Genomic DNA, 13,931 nt, shown 5'->3' on the forward strand with positions numbered 1-13,931 from the left:
GGCGTCGGTGTTTGACATAGGTGTTGGCGAACTGACGCTGATTGCGATCGTCGCCCTGGTGGTGCTCGGTCCCGAGCGTTTGCCCAAGGCGGCCCGGTTTGCCGGATTGTGGGTGCGCCGCGCGCGCGCGCAATGGGATTCGGTCAAGCAGGAACTGGAGCGCGAGCTCGAGGCCGAAGAGCTCAAGCGCAGCCTGCAGGACGTGCAGGCCTCGTTGCGCGAAGCCGAAGATCAGCTGCGCAACAAGCAGCAGCAGGTCGAGCAGGGCGCCCGCGCGCTGCATGACGACGTCAGTCGCGACATCGATATTCGCAGCGTTGCGGCCCCGGTAGCGACGCCGCTGGAATTGGCGCATGCCGATGATGTCTCCACACCGGACCACGCATCATCGGCCGCAGGCGCGCCGACCACGGCCGCACCGGTCATCGCACAGGCCCAGCCGATCGCCCCGGCGCCTCAGCACGTGCCCGTGCCGGCGCCGCATGATCCGCTGGTGCCGGCACCGCATGCCGCCAGTGCGCACGCGCCGGTGACGCCCACACCGACCGAACCGACCACGATCCAGGAGAAACGGCCGTGAGCCTGTTCGACGACGCACAGGCCGAAAGCAGTCTGATCGAGCATCTGGTCGAGTTGCGCGCGCGCCTGGTGCGCGCCTTGATCGGTCTGGGCGTGGTGCTGGTGGCCCTGTTGCCGTTTTCGCGGGCGATCTATTCGTGGCTGGCCGCACCGCTGATTTCGCAGCTGCCGCTGGGGCAGACCATCGTCGCAGTGAATCCGGCCGGCGCATTCTTCGCCCCGCTCAAGCTGACCTTCTTCGTGGCGGTGTTCTTCAGCGTGCCGTGGCTGCTGTATCAGGCCTGGGCCTTCGTGGCGCCGGGTCTGTATCAACGCGAAAAGAAGCTGGCGTTTCCACTGCTGGCCTCGGCGGTGGCGCTGTTCTATATCGGCTGCGCATTCGCCTATTTTCTGGTGTTGCCGGCGGTGTTCCACTTCCTGACCACGTTCAAGCCGGACATCATCGCCATCACCCCGGACGCCAACTCGTACCTGGATTTCGTGCTGGCGATCTTCTTCGCCTTCGGCGCCAGTTTCGAGCTGCCGGTGGCGCTGGTGATCCTGGTGTTGCTGGGCTGGGTCACGCCCAAGCAGCTCAGCGAAGGGCGCGGCTACGCCATCGTCGGCATCTTCGTCCTGGCCGCAGTGCTCACCCCGCCGGATGTGGTCTCGCAGCTGATGCTGGCCATCCCGATGTGCCTGCTTTATGAGCTGGGCATCATCGCTTCGCGTGCAGTTGGGCCGAAGAGCGACTAATCCGTCTCCCACACGCCACTCCGCCGGATTGGACATGCAAGGCACCGCGTCAGAGCAGTTGTTTGAAGCGCCCGCGGGCAGCATCGTTGCAGTGTTCATCGCGTAGCTAACAGCGCGCAAGACGCCCGAAGATCACCTGCGCGTTGGCAGTACGGTCGTGGGCGTGGAGATCAAGCAGATCGAGAGTGATCGGATCGCGGATCCATCCGACGGATGGATCCTGGTCAATAACCATCGGTTGGCACGTGCGTCAGAAGATCTTCCGAAGCGCGTGCCAACATGGGGATGGTCGCCAATACCGGTATGCCTTGCAGACCGATACAACCGGCCGAGTGATCATCTCGACCGGCGACGCGCAAGCAAATCAAGCAGCAAACACATCCGGGCGCGATGGCGCAGTTGGCTGGGCGACGCTGCCGTCGTGCGTGAACATCTGCTTCCAGGCGGCGTAGACCGAGCCTGCGAACACCGGCATCAGCACCGCCATCAACAACAGCTGGGCCAGCCACATCGCCACGGTCTGCCCGGCCACCAGGCCGACGATCAGCGCCACGATCATCACCGCGAAATAGATCGCGAAGATGGTGATGAAGGCGAGCAGGAAGAACACCAGCATTGCCGGCAGGTTGTGCAGGCTTGCCCGCAAGCTCTCGCGCAGCGCATGGCCGCCGGTGCTGCGGTCGAACATCACCTGCGGCGGCATCACAAACAGCGCCAGTGTCATCGCCGCGAACGTGGCGATGGTCAGCAGCAGCCACAGCAGGATGCGGCCGGCCGGCAGGCTGGCGGCAAGCTGCTCGATCTGCACCGGGTCCGGCTGCGCGCCGGACTGGCTGATCTGATTGATCTTGACCATCACCTCGGACAACTGCTGCAGCCCGCTGGCGCCGATCATCGCCAGCAACAGCACGCCCAGCAGCAGGCCGGCGATCAGCTGTGGCAGCAGTGACACCAGCAGATGCGGCGCGCGGCCGTCCTGCAGGCCGTGCAGCAGATGCGATGGCTTGGCGATGCGGCCTTCGTCGACCTCGCGGATCGCCCACAGCAGGCCGCCCATGAACAGCGGGCCGGCCAAGACCAGCAGGAACTGCAGGGCCGGGCCCAGCAGCGGCACCAGTACCGACAGCGATACCACCAGGGTGGCCGCCACGCTCCAGATCACCCCCAGCGAGCCAAGCGCCAGCGGCGCCCGCTTCAATAGCGAGAAACCGGTCAACAGCCATTCTGCGCCGGCAGACGCCGGCACCTTGCGGATTTCGCTCATTCCCAATTCCGGATCGATACGCACCGGACCATCCGGCGTGCCGCGATTATCGCTGCTTTTGTGTGTGTGCGCCGGGATGAGCGTTCACTGTTTGCAGGCCACGGGCGTGATGCACGAACCGGCGCAGCAGTTTGCGGGCGATCGGCGCGGCGGTGACCTCGCGGGCGACCGTGCGGGCGCAGCAGCCATGGCGGGCAATGCAGTCGGCGCGCGCCTGCACATAGCCGCGCATGTGGTGGGTGGCGAACTCGGGGTGGAACTGCACGCCCCAGGTGGCCTGGCCCCAGCGGAAGGCGTGGCAACGGTCCTGGCGCGAATGTGCCAGCACGACGGCGCCGTCGGGCGCGCGCAGCACCGTCTGCAGGTGGGTGGCGTGGGCGGGGAACTGCATCGGCAGGCCGGCAAACAAGGGGTCTTGTTCGGCCGGCGGCTCCAATTCCAGCGCGATCGTGCCGGACTCGCGCCCGGCCGGGTTGTAGTCGACCTCGCCGCCCAGCGCGTGTGCCAGCAACTGGTGCCCATAGCAGATGCCCAGCAGCGGCATGCCTTGATAGGCGGCCTCGCGCAGCCATTCGGCACTGCGTTCGCTCCAGTCGGCGCGGTCGGTGACGAAGGCGGCCGAACCGCTGACGATGGTGCCGGCAAAGCCGTCGCGGCTGGGCAGGCGGTCGCCGTTGGCGACATCGATGGCGACGGTCTCATGCTCGGCCAGCCCGGCCGCAACGCGGATCCAGTGCTGGAAGCGGCCGTATCGCCTCATCGCCGGCACGGGGCGGCCGGTTTCGATGATCAGGAACGGCAAGGCGGACATGCGATCGAAATCCAGCAGCGACGGATATGCCTGATTGTAGGCAGCTACGCGCGGGTTTTTCGACTGGCCTCCCAACGGATGCAGCTAAGGTTATGCCAGATGGCTATGTGTTGAGGGGTGGTTTGGGGGGCGAGGGGGCGGGCGGCGCGTGCTGAGCGGCGATGGCTGAGGTGTTGCTAGGTCGGTCGCCAGTCTTTGCATCCAGTTGATGGTCAGAGCAGCGGCGGTATCGTGCGGATAGCCCTCATCCGCCCTCCGGGCACCTTCTCCCGCCCGCGGGAGAAGGGAAAGGCAGCATTGCTGGGCACGGGAGAAGGGAAGGCAGCATTTCCATGCGCGGGAGTCGCGGACATAAGCCCCTCTCCCGCTCGCGGGAGAGGGGTTGGGGTGAGGGCGGCCGCGCCGATCACGCCACCAAGCCAAGCCAATCCGCTCCGCTCATACGCGTTGCGCCTACTCCCGTGGCGGCAACACCGACAGCACCTCTTCCACCGTGGTCAGCCCGGCGGCGACCTTTTCCAGCCCGGTGCGGCGCAAGGTGCGTAACCCCTCGCCACGCGCGGCGTGGCTGAAGCTGGCCAGGTCGGTGTCGGCGCGGATCAGGCTGCGCAGGCGTGGGGTCACCGGCAGCAATTCGTACAAGCCCACGCGGCCGAGATAGCCGGTACGGCGGCATTCCAGGCAACCCACCGGGGCGTGCACGTTGAGCGTTTCCGGCAGCGCTTCGCCCGGCTCGCGGATCGCCGACCAGTCGTCGTCGCTGAGCGTGTGCGGGCGCTTGCAGTGCACGCATAGCGTGCGTACCAGCCGCTGCGCCAGCACGCCGTTGAGGGTGCTGGCGACCAGATAGTGCGGCACGCCCAGGTCGAGCAAACGGGTGATCGCCGAGGCCGCATCGTTGGTATGCAGCGTGGACAGCACCAGATGCCCGGTGAGCGAGGCCTGCACCGCCATCTGCGCGGTTTCCAGGTCGCGGATTTCGCCGATCATGATGATGTCCGGGTCCTGCCGCAGCAGCGTGCGCACGCCGCTGGCGAAATCCAGGTCGATGTTCTGCTGGACCTGCATCTGGTTGAATTCCGGCGCGATCATTTCGATCGGGTCTTCCACGCTGCACACGTTCACATCCGGCGTGGCCAGCCGCTTGAGCGTGGAATACAGCGTGGTGGTCTTGCCCGAGCCGGTCGGGCCGGTGACCAGCACGATGCCGTGCGGGCGCTCCACCAGCGCGCTCCAGCCGGCCGCTTCCTCGGGGCTGAAGCCGAGTTGCTCGATGCTCTTGAACGCCGAATCCGGGTCGAAGATGCGCATCACGCACTTTTCGCCGAACGCGGTGGGCATGGTGGACAGGCGCATTTCCACTTCGCGCCCGCCCGGCGAGCGGGTCTTGATGCGGCCGTCCTGCGGGCGGCGGCGTTCGGCCAGGTCCATGCGGCCGAGCACCTTGATGCGGCTGACCACGGCGGTCATCACCGAGGGCGGCACTTCCAGCACCTTGTGCAGCACCCCGTCGATGCGAAAGCGCATGCGCCCGGCCTCGCGGCGCGGCTCCAGGTGGATGTCGCTGGCCCGCTGTTCGTAGGCGTACTGCAGCAGCCAGTCGACGATATGCACGATGTGGTGGTCGTCGGCATTGACGTCGCCGGCGCGGCCCAGTTCCACCAGTTGCTCGAAACTGGGCAGCCCCGCGCCGGGTTCGGCGCTGCGCACATCGCCGCGCGCGCCGCGCACCGATTGGGTCACGCCGAAGAACTCCATCGTGTAGCGATGCAGATCCAGCGGATTGATCAGCGCCAGTTCGATACGGCGACGGCTTAGATGCTGCACGTCGGCCAGCCAGTCCAGCGCCAGCGGCTCGCTGGTGGCGATCAGCACGCGCTCGGCATCCAGCGCCAGCGGCAGGATGCGGTGGCGGCGCGCGTAGGCATGCGAGACCACGCCGGTGACCGCAGCCACGTCGATGCGGGTGGGGTCGATGCGCAGATAACGCATTCCGGTGCGCGTGGCCAGCCATTCGGTGAGTCGTTCCAGCCCGAGCTCGCCGGCCGGCGGCTGCGCGGCGTGCAGCTTGAGGTTGGCCAGCAGCACCAGCGGATGCACTTCGCTGGCGTTGCGCACGCCGGCGGCGGAGAACTGCACGCGCTCATGTTCGTGCGGCACCACCATGCCATCGGCGAGCAACGCGGCGGCCACCGGGTCGAACATCAGTCGTCCGCGCGGCAGGATCGCCACTGCACCCTCTGGATCGGCCGTACGCCGCTGTTCCATCGCTTGTTTCCCCTGCAGCGGTGCTCCGCGGCAAAGCGCTGCGGGTCGGCCGGTATACTAACGCACCCTTTCCGCACGGCCCTTGCTGCATGCCCGATCCCCTGTCCATTCCAATCACGTTCCAGGGCCTGATCCAGACCCTCAATCAGTACTGGGCCAAGCAGGGCTGCGTGCTGATCCAGCCGTTGGACCTGGAAGTGGGTGCGGGCACGTTCCATCCGGCCACCTTCCTGCGCGCGCTGGGCCCGGAGCCGTGGAATGCCGCCTACGTGCAGCCCTCGCGCCGTCCCACCGACGGCCGCTACGGCGAAAATCCCAACCGCCTGCAGCGTTACTACCAGTACCAGGTGGCGATGAAGCCCAACCCGGACAACATCCAGGACCTATACCTGGGCTCGCTCAAGGCGCTGGGCATCGACCCGCTGGTGCACGACCTGCGCTTTGTCGAAGACAACTGGGAATCGCCGACGCTCGGCGCCTGGGGCCTGGGCTGGGAAGTCTGGCTCAACGGCATGGAGGTGACCCAGTTCACCTACTTCCAGCAGGCCGGCGGGCTGGAGTGCAAGCCGGTGCTGGGCGAGATCACCTACGGGCTGGAACGGCTGTGCATGTACCTGCAGAGCTGCGACAACGTCTACGACCTGGTGTGGACCTACGGCCCGGATGGCACCCCGGTGAGCTACGGCGATGTCTACCACCAGAACGAAGTCGAGCAGAGCGCCTACAACTTCGAGCACGCCAACGTGGCCGAGCTGTTCCATCGCTTCGATGCCTGCGAAGCCGAGGCCAGGCACCTGATCGAGGTCGGCTTGCCGCTGCCGGCGTACGAGCAGGTGACCAAGGCCAGCCACGCCTTCAATCTGCTCGACGCACGCCGCGCGATCAGCGTGACCGAGCGCCAGCGCTACATCCTGCGCGTGCGCACGTTGTCGCAGGGCGTGGCGCAGGCCTATTACGCGCAGCGCGAAAAGCTGGGCTTTCCCGGGGTCAAACGCTGACGCTGTTGCCTTCCCCCGCTCGCGGGGGAAGGTGCCCGCAGGGCGGGTGGGGGCAGCACGTCTCCGCCGTCCTGGCACGACCCTCATCCGGCGCGGTGCGCCACCTTCTCCCGCATGCGGGAGAAGGACATTCCCCAGCCACCTTCGCCCGTTGATGGCAGAAGGGACATACGCAAGGTTCACCTGACATGAGCGAACAACTTCCCCTGCTGATCGAACTGGGCACCGAAGAACTGCCGGTCAAGGCGCTGCCGGGTTTGGCGCAGGCCTTTTTCGATGGCGTGCTGGCCGGTCTGGAAAAGCGCGGCGTCGCCGTCAGCCGCGGCGATGCCAAGCCGCTGTCCACCCCGCGTCGCCTGGCGGTGCTGCTGCCGGGCGTGGCCACCGAGCAGCCGGAGCAGCGCTCGGAAGTGTTGGGGCCGTATCTCAACATCGCGCTGGATGCCGAGGGCAAGCCGACCAAGGCGCTGGCCGGGTTCGCCGCCAAGGCCGGCATCGACTGGACCGCGCTGGAGCGCACCAGCGACGCCAAGGGCGAGCGCTTCGTGCATCGCGCGGTGACGCCGGGCGCGCGCACCGCCGACTTGCTGCCCGACATCCTGCGCGAGGCCATTGCCGCGATGCCGATCCCCAAGCCGATGCGCTGGGGCGCGCACGAATACGCCTTCGCACGGCCGGTGCAGTGGCTGGTGTTGTTGTTCGGTACTGACGTGATCCCGGCCGAACTGCTGGGCGTGCGGGGCGACCGCATCACCCGCGGGCACCGTTTCATGCATGACGGCGACGTGTCGCTGGCGGCGCCGGGCGATTACGTCGAGGCGCTGCGCGCTGCGCACGTGCTGGTGGATGCGGACGCACGCCGTGCGCGCATCGTCGAAGAAGTCGAGGCCGCCGCAAAGCAGGCCGGCGGCAGTGCGCGCATCAGCGACGACAACCTGGAACAGGTGGTCAACCTGGTCGAATGGCCGTCGGCGGTGCTGTGCAGTTTCGAGCGCGATTTCCTGGCGGTACCGCAGGAAGCGTTGATCGAAACCATGGAGATCAACCAGAAATTCTTCCCAGTGCTGGACGACGGCGGCAAGTTGACCGAGCAGTTCATCGGCATCGCCAACATCGTTTCCAAAGATGTCGCCGAAGTGGCCAAGGGCTACGAGCGCGTGATCCGTCCGCGCTTTGCCGATGCCAAGTTCTTCTTCGACGAAGACCTCAAGCAGGGGCTGGAGGCGATGGGCGCAGGCCTTGCCAGCGTCACGTATCAGGCCAAGCTGGGCACGGTGGCCGACAAGGTGGCGCGCGTGGCTGCGCTGGCCGAGGCGATCGCGCCGCAGGTGGGTGCCGATCCGGTGCAGGCGCGTCGTGCCGCGCAGCTGGCCAAGAACGATCTGCAATCGCGCATGGTCAACGAATTCCCCGAGCTGCAGGGCATCGCCGGCCGGCATTACGCCAAGGCTGCTGGCGAGCCTGGTGAGATTTCGCTGGCGATCGATGAGGCCTACCAGCCACGTTTTGCCGGCGACGACATCGCACTGTCGCCGTTGGGTAAGGTGCTGGCGATTGCGGAGCGCCTGGATACGTTAGCTTGTGGATTCGCGGCCGGGTTGAAACCGACCGGCAATAAAGATCCGTTTGCGTTGCGGCGTAATGCGCTGGGGTTGGCGCGGACTGTGATTGAGAGTGGGTTTGATCTGGATCTCAAGGATTTGCTCTATCTCGCCTACAGCTCTGCAAAACAGTCGATGTCTGAGGTTGTGCTGCGGCAGAAAAAGGATGTGGCGGACAAAGCACGTGCGTCAGGTGTAGATGCCCCCACGTCACATGCGAATCAGCGATCGCTGCATTTGGAAGAATTGACTGAGCTCTTTGATTTCATCCTCGACCGCCTACGCGGCTACTACGCAGACAAGGGCGTTCCTGCCACCCACTTCAATGCAGTCGCTGCCTTGTTCTCGGTCGCGCCCGAGGGCGCTCCTGCAGCGCTCGGCGTAGGAGCGCATCCGGGCGCGACCCACGCCTCCCTCTACGACTTCGACCGCCGCATCGATGCGATCGGCATCTTCGCCACCTTGCCCGAGGCCGAAGCGCTGGCCGCGGCCAACAAGCGCATCCGCAATATCCTGCGCAAGGTCGAGGGCGAGATTCCCGGCGATATCGACACCAGTCTGCTGCGTGAGCCGGCCGAAGAAGCGCTGGCCGAAGCGGTGGAAGCGGCCATCGGCGATACCGGCGATGCGCTGCATCGCCACGACTATGTCGCCGTGCTCGCGCGCCTGGCGCGGTTGCGCCCGCAGGTGGATGCGTTCTTCGATGGTGTTATGGTCAACGCCGAAGACGCGCAGCTGCGCGCCAATCGCCTGGCCTTGCTGAAGAAGCTCGGCGACCGCCTCGGCAGCGTCGCCGCCATCGAGCATCTGTCCAGCTGATGGCCGCGTCCGTCGGCGCGGTGCACTGGCAGACCGCCCAGGCCGCGTTGGCACGTCGCGACCTGGGTGTGGCAGCGTCTGCATTGCAGGCGCTGCTGGCGGTGGATCCCACACATGTATCGGCCCGCGTGTTGTTGGCCGGCACCGTACTGGCCAACGGCAAAATGCGCGAGGCGGTTGCGCAGTTGCAGCTTGCCGCCAGAGACCTCGGCGACGACGTGGCGATGCGTTGCCGCGTGGCGCAAGCCTTGTTGCGGGTCGGCGAGCATCGCGAACTTCATGCCTTGCTGCGGCATCCGTCGGTGATGCAGTGCCAGGACGGCGCCACGCTGGCGCTGCTGGCGCACGTGCATCAATCGCTGGGCGAACATGTCGACGCACTGGCGATGATGCAGCGCGCGCAGGCGTGCGGATTCGATAGTGCTGATTTCCGCTTCTTTCTTGCGGTGCAATTGCAATTCAATAATCGCCTCGACGATGCAGCGCAGGCATTGGAGCGCGCGTTGGCGCTGTCGCCAGGCTACGGCCGCGCGGCGCTGACGCGTGCGCGACTACGCCGTCAGACTGCAACCAGCCATCATCTCGATCAGTTACGTCAGCAGCTGCAGCTCGCCAAGCCCGATAGCGAAGATCGCGCCGGGCTGGCATTCGCACTATACAAGGAGCTGGAAGACCTCGGTCAGACCGATGCCGCCTGGGACGCGCTGCGCCACGGCAATACGGTGATGCATGCGCGTCTGCGTCACGACGCCGACGCCGAAGCAACGTTGTACGCACAGTTGGGTGCGTTGGCCGAACAAGGCGTGTTCACAGCGCAGCAAACCGCGACCGCACACGGCCCACAGCCGATCTTCGTCCTCGGCTTGCCGCGCTCGGGCACCACGGTGCTGGAGCGGATGCTGGGCAATCATTCGCAGATCGTGTCGGCTGGCGAGTTGAACGACTTCGGCCATCAGTTGCGTTGGGGCGCCGATCAGGCCGGCCGCAGCCTGCTGGACGCGCGTCTGCTGCAGGCGCTGCCAAGGCTGGATTATGCGCAGATCGGCGCGCGTTACCTGGAACAGACGCAATGGCGGGCTGGGTCGGCACGCTGGTATATCGACAAATTGCCGACCAATGCGGTGGCGATCGGCGCGATCGCGCGTGCCTTGCCAGGGGCGTTGATCGTGCATCTGGTGCGCGAGCCGATGGCGGTGTGTTTCTCCAATTACCGCGCGCTGTTCGGCGACTCCTATGCCTACAGCTACGACCTGCACACGCTGGCACGTCACTATCAGGCGTATCACGCGTTGATGGCGCAGTGGCGTGCGGCATTGCCTGGCCGGGTCATCGATGTGGATTACACGCAGATGGTGCGTGATCCATCCACGGTGCTGGAGCAATTGATGATGCGCTGTGGGCTGGAGATCGAGCCCGGGCAGATCGACATCACCCGCAATGCGGCCGCATCGGCCACGCTGAGCAGCGTGCAGGTGCGCGAAGGCGTGCATGGGCGCAACGTGGAAGAGTGGCGGCGCTATGCCACGCAGCTGGAGCCGCTGCGGCAGGCCTTGTTGCATGCTGGCCTGATCCAGGCCTGATCCAGGCTGATAGCGGCCTGCAACAGGAAGCGAGCGGACACCGGTTGGGTGTGTACATCGTGTCCGTGGCCGGCGTGCATGCGCGTCACTGGCGCCAGCCGCTCGCGCGGTTGATTGGCAGCGTTTCCTGCCTGCAGTGACGCCGCTGCGATCCAGAGGCGCTGGATCAGGCTCGGCAGCGTAGAAACGCCAACGGCAGCCAGGTGGCTGCCGTTGGACGCGATTGCCTTGGATCACCACGAGCGCTAACAAGACGCCTGCGCGGTGGGCAGGCGGGTGTGGCAGGTGCTCGGCTGGGCATGTACCACGCGGACACCTGCCTGCCGTGCGCCGTCCGCACCCATCTGCGGACCGCTCGCGACGTCTTGTTCGCTCCTCGTTAGTGCGCGCCGAAGCGCCAGTTCAATTCCAGCATGTAGGAACGCCCGTAGCCGGTGTAGTTGAAGATGTTGTAGTACGGGTAGTTGGTGTAGGTGCGGTCGCGCGGTGCTCGCTTGTCGGCCAGGTTATTGACCGTCATGGTCAGCGAGATATCGTCGTTGACCGCATAGTCCACCGTTGCGTTGAACGTGGTCCACGCTCCCACCTTGCCAGCGTCTTCCACGGCATAGCCATCGGTGCTTTGCTGCGCCGTGAAGTTGGGCGTGCGCCCATAGCGTTGCCCGAAGAGCGTGGTGGTCCACGCGTCTTTCTGCCACGTCACCGAGGCATTGGTGATGCTGCGGAACTCCGAGGAGAAGAACGGCTCGCTGAGCAGGTCGCGTACCGGGTCCTGCGGGAACTGCTGGCTTTCGTGCTTGAGCGTGAGGTTGTACTGCGCGTCGAAGACGAACAGGCCCCACGACTCCGTGGCCCAGTTGTACGTGCCCTTGGCCAGCAGGCCGGAAATCTCTTCGTTGGAGATATTGACCGGGTTGATGCGGATGCTGCTCAGGCGGTTCGGCACCGGCGCATTGGCGGCGGTGCGATCGATGCGCGAGAGTGCGTCCACGCAGGTCGGCGAGTTGATATCCAGGCTGCCAAGACGGCAGGCCGACTCGGTCTGCAACAGATTGTCAGTGCTCAGGTCGCTGACTTTCTGGTCGATCTTGATGTTGTAGTAATCGGCGTTGACGCTGAATCGGGCGCTAGGCGACCACACCACGCCGGCGCCCCAGGATTTTGCGGTAATCGACTTCAGGTCGGCATTGCCGGACCGACGGCCCTGGATGCTGGTGTCGGCATAGGTGCAGTCGGTGATCGGCACGCCGGGTTCTTCGATTGCGCAGCGGTAGTAGTCATTGACGCCCTGGAAGAACCCGCTGTCGCCAGCGAACGAGAACGCCATGTCCGGTGCCTTGAACGCAGTGGCGTAGTTGCCGCGGAACAACAGCGAATCGATCGGGCGGAATTCCAGCGCGGCCTTGTAGGTGAACTTGGAGTCGCCACCGCCGCCCTGGTTCTTGTAGTCATCGTAGCGGCCGGACAGATTGGCCGTGAGGGTGCTCAGGATCGGCACACGCATTTCGAAGGCTGCCGCCCAGTTCTCGCGCTTGCCGCTGCCCTGGGTGCCGGTGAGCTGATAGAAGTCGCCGGCGATCACGCGCTGATCGGTCGGGTTTTCCCAGTACTGGTTGCCTGCCTGCAGTACGCCGGCCACGCCCACCGCACCGGCCGGCATGTTGAACAGCTCTGTATTGGTGACCTGCAGGTTGACGTTCTGGGTCCAGGTCCTGGACTTGGTGTGGATCTCGTCGTTGAAGCTGCGGTACTGCGCCGGCGTCAACGCGCGATAGAAGTTGGCGTCGTTGGGGGAATAGATCGGGTAGCCGGAGAAGTCGCCCTGCGGCGCGCCCAGGAACTGCTCGCGGAAGAAATCTTCGATGCGGTCAACCAACGGCCATTGCTGGCGGCTGTCGATGCGGTACTCGGCACGCGCGTAGTACGCATCGTAGGTCCAGTTGCTGCTGCCGAGACCCCCCTTGATGCCGGCGGCGATGTTGTAGGAATCGGCGGTCTGGCGATTGTTGTTGAAGTTCAGATTGCCGGTTTCTTCGGGTGCGAAGACGCGTTGGTAGCTCTCCAGCTGCTGGCTGTCCTGGTTGTAGAAAAAGCCGCCGGTATCGGCCGAGCTCTGCCAGAAGCGCGAGCCGCTGTTGACCTCCACCTTGGTGCGATTGAGCAACAGCGTTGCATAGCCTTGGGTGTTGTCGTTGAAGGCGTAGGTCAGGTTGGCGTAGCCGCTGGCGCTGCGTTCCTTGTTGAGGATGCTGGCGTAACCTGGGGTGGTGCGGCTGCTGCAGAAGTTGCCGCGGTTGCCGCGGTTGTCGTACTGCACCGAGCCGTTGAACAGCGGCCCCAGCGCATCGCAGTTTGCCGTGCCCGGGTCGATGTAGGTGGTCGGCGTGCTGTGCAACGCGATGCGCGAGCCGTAGCGCAGCGTGGGGTCCGGATTGTCGGAGGTGGAATCGAAATCGCGGCGCTGGTAGCCGTAGATCGGATCCTGGTTGTTGAGCTGCAGGCCCCAGACGAGATCGGCCTTGGCGAAGGTGCTGCCGCCGGTAAGCTGGAAGCGCTGGTTGTTGCCGCCGCCACCGTCGTAGGTGCCCATGCGGTAATTCATCTGCACGCCGTCCATGTGCTTCTTCAGGATGATGTTGACCACCCCGGCGATGGCGCTGGAGCCATAGATCGAGGACTGGTTGCCGGGCGCCACATCGATGCGCTCGACCATGCCCACCGGCACGCTGGCCAGGTCGACGAAGTTGCTCTGGCCGTTGTAGAGCAGCGGGTAATCGGCCATCGGCCGGCCATCGATCAGCACCAGGGTGAAACCGGGGTCCAGGCCGAGCAGGCTCAGCGACTTGGCGCCAGCGGTGAAGCCGCCACTGAACTGACCGTCCTGCACCGAGCCGGTGGCCATCGGCTGCGAGCGCAGCACGTCGTAGACATCCTTGAAACCGCGGCGCTGGATGTCCTGCGCAGTGATGGACATCACCGGCGTGGCCGTTTCGATCTGCGACCGGGGAATCAATGAGCCTGTCACGGTGACCTTGTTCAATTCGGTCACATTCTCGGCGTTCTGTGCCATCGCAAGCGACGGCATCGCCAGGGCGGCACATACAGCGTTGACCAACAAATGGCGCTTCATGGAAACCTCTCTCCAGGTATGCAACAAGGCGCACGGCAATCCGGAATGGCCGCACGAATTCATTGTGAACACATTGTTAACAATGCCTCGACTGTACGCAGTCGCGCGGCGTTCGTATAGTCGCGGTTGCTTAGATTTTTTGTCTC

Annotated in this window: 9 protein-coding genes; 5 read left to right on the top strand and 4 right to left on the bottom strand. The window is 65.2% G+C overall.

Annotation, left to right across the window (positions count from 1 at the left end; translation table 11 throughout):
* Nucleotides 1–7: 7 nt before the first annotated feature.
* Both tatB and tatC read left to right on the top strand, forming a co-directional pair.
* Nucleotides 8–580 (top strand): Sec-independent protein translocase protein TatB, encoded by a 573-nt coding sequence (gene tatB / locus GGR61_RS05905; RefSeq protein WP_184620781.1) that lies wholly within the window; start codon nt 8–10, stop codon nt 578–580.
* Nucleotides 577–1,314: a twin-arginine translocase subunit TatC gene (tatC, locus tag GGR61_RS05910; RefSeq protein WP_184406555.1), complete on the top strand. Its 738-nt coding sequence runs from the start codon at nt 577–579 to the stop codon at nt 1,312–1,314. Before tatB ends, tatC begins: the two co-directional genes overlap by 4 nt.
* Before the next feature lie 364 nt (nt 1,315–1,678).
* Here tatC and GGR61_RS05915 read toward each other — a convergent pair whose 3' ends face one another.
* The 3 genes from GGR61_RS05915 to GGR61_RS05925 form a co-directional block, all read right to left on the bottom strand.
* Nucleotides 1,679–2,578 (bottom strand): BPSS1780 family membrane protein, encoded by a 900-nt coding sequence (locus tag GGR61_RS05915; RefSeq protein ID WP_184406554.1) that lies wholly within the window; start codon nt 2,576–2,578, stop codon nt 1,679–1,681.
* Between the two features lie 46 nt (nt 2,579–2,624).
* On the bottom strand, nt 2,625–3,389 hold the full coding sequence (locus GGR61_RS05920) for a glutamine amidotransferase (protein WP_184406553.1): 765 nt from the start codon (nt 3,387–3,389) through the stop codon (nt 2,625–2,627).
* Between the two features lie 453 nt (nt 3,390–3,842).
* A complete protein-coding gene (locus GGR61_RS05925; RefSeq protein WP_184406552.1) occupies nt 3,843–5,657 on the bottom strand; it encodes a GspE/PulE family protein in 1,815 nt (604 codons plus the stop codon).
* An 89-nt stretch (nt 5,658–5,746) separates the two neighbouring features.
* Here GGR61_RS05925 and glyQ point away from each other — a divergent pair, with 89 nt between their 5' ends.
* From glyQ to GGR61_RS05940, 3 genes are all read left to right on the top strand, one after another.
* Nucleotides 5,747–6,655 carry a glycine--tRNA ligase subunit alpha gene (glyQ, locus tag GGR61_RS05930; protein WP_184406551.1) on the top strand — a complete coding sequence of 303 codons (909 nt, stop codon included), beginning with the start codon at nt 5,747–5,749 and terminating at the stop codon, nt 6,653–6,655.
* 188 nt (nt 6,656–6,843) lie between these two features.
* Complete coding sequence (gene glyS / locus GGR61_RS05935; RefSeq protein ID WP_184620782.1) at nt 6,844–9,075, top strand: glycine--tRNA ligase subunit beta; 2,232 nt, start codon at nt 6,844–6,846, stop codon at nt 9,073–9,075.
* Nucleotides 9,075–10,655 carry a sulfotransferase gene (locus GGR61_RS05940; protein ID WP_184620783.1) on the top strand — a complete coding sequence of 527 codons (1,581 nt, stop codon included), beginning with the start codon at nt 9,075–9,077 and terminating at the stop codon, nt 10,653–10,655. The genes glyS and GGR61_RS05940 overlap by 1 nt, the downstream gene beginning before the upstream one ends.
* Before the next feature lie 379 nt (nt 10,656–11,034).
* On the opposite strand, the gene GGR61_RS05945 is transcribed toward GGR61_RS05940, so the two are convergent.
* Complete coding sequence (locus tag GGR61_RS05945) at nt 11,035–13,725, bottom strand: TonB-dependent receptor (RefSeq protein WP_184620950.1); 2,691 nt, start codon at nt 13,723–13,725, stop codon at nt 11,035–11,037.
* Nucleotides 13,726–13,931 lie beyond the last annotated feature (206 nt).

The sequence above is a fragment of the Xanthomonas sp. 3058 genome, assembly GCF_014199765.1.
GTDB classification, from domain to species: domain Bacteria; phylum Pseudomonadota; class Gammaproteobacteria; order Xanthomonadales; family Xanthomonadaceae; genus Xanthomonas; species Xanthomonas campestris_B.

Coding starts and splice junctions, on each gene's coding strand:
- GGR61_RS05915 (WP_184406554.1), bottom strand. CDS start 2,578: ATGAGCGAAATCCGCAAGGTGCCGGCGTCTGCCGGCGCAGAATGGCTG.
- GGR61_RS05920 (WP_184406553.1), bottom strand. CDS start 3,389: ATGTCCGCCTTGCCGTTCCTGATCATCGAAACCGGCCGCCCCGTGCCG.
- GGR61_RS05925 (WP_184406552.1), bottom strand. CDS start 5,657: ATGGAACAGCGGCGTACGGCCGATCCAGAGGGTGCAGTGGCGATCCTG.
- glyQ (WP_184406551.1), top strand. CDS start 5,747: ATGCCCGATCCCCTGTCCATTCCAATCACGTTCCAGGGCCTGATCCAG.
- glyS (WP_184620782.1), top strand. CDS start 6,844: ATGAGCGAACAACTTCCCCTGCTGATCGAACTGGGCACCGAAGAACTG.
- GGR61_RS05940 (WP_184620783.1), top strand. CDS start 9,075: ATGGCCGCGTCCGTCGGCGCGGTGCACTGGCAGACCGCCCAGGCCGCG.
- GGR61_RS05945 (WP_184620950.1), bottom strand. CDS start 13,725: ATGGCACAGAACGCCGAGAATGTGACCGAATTGAACAAGGTCACCGTG.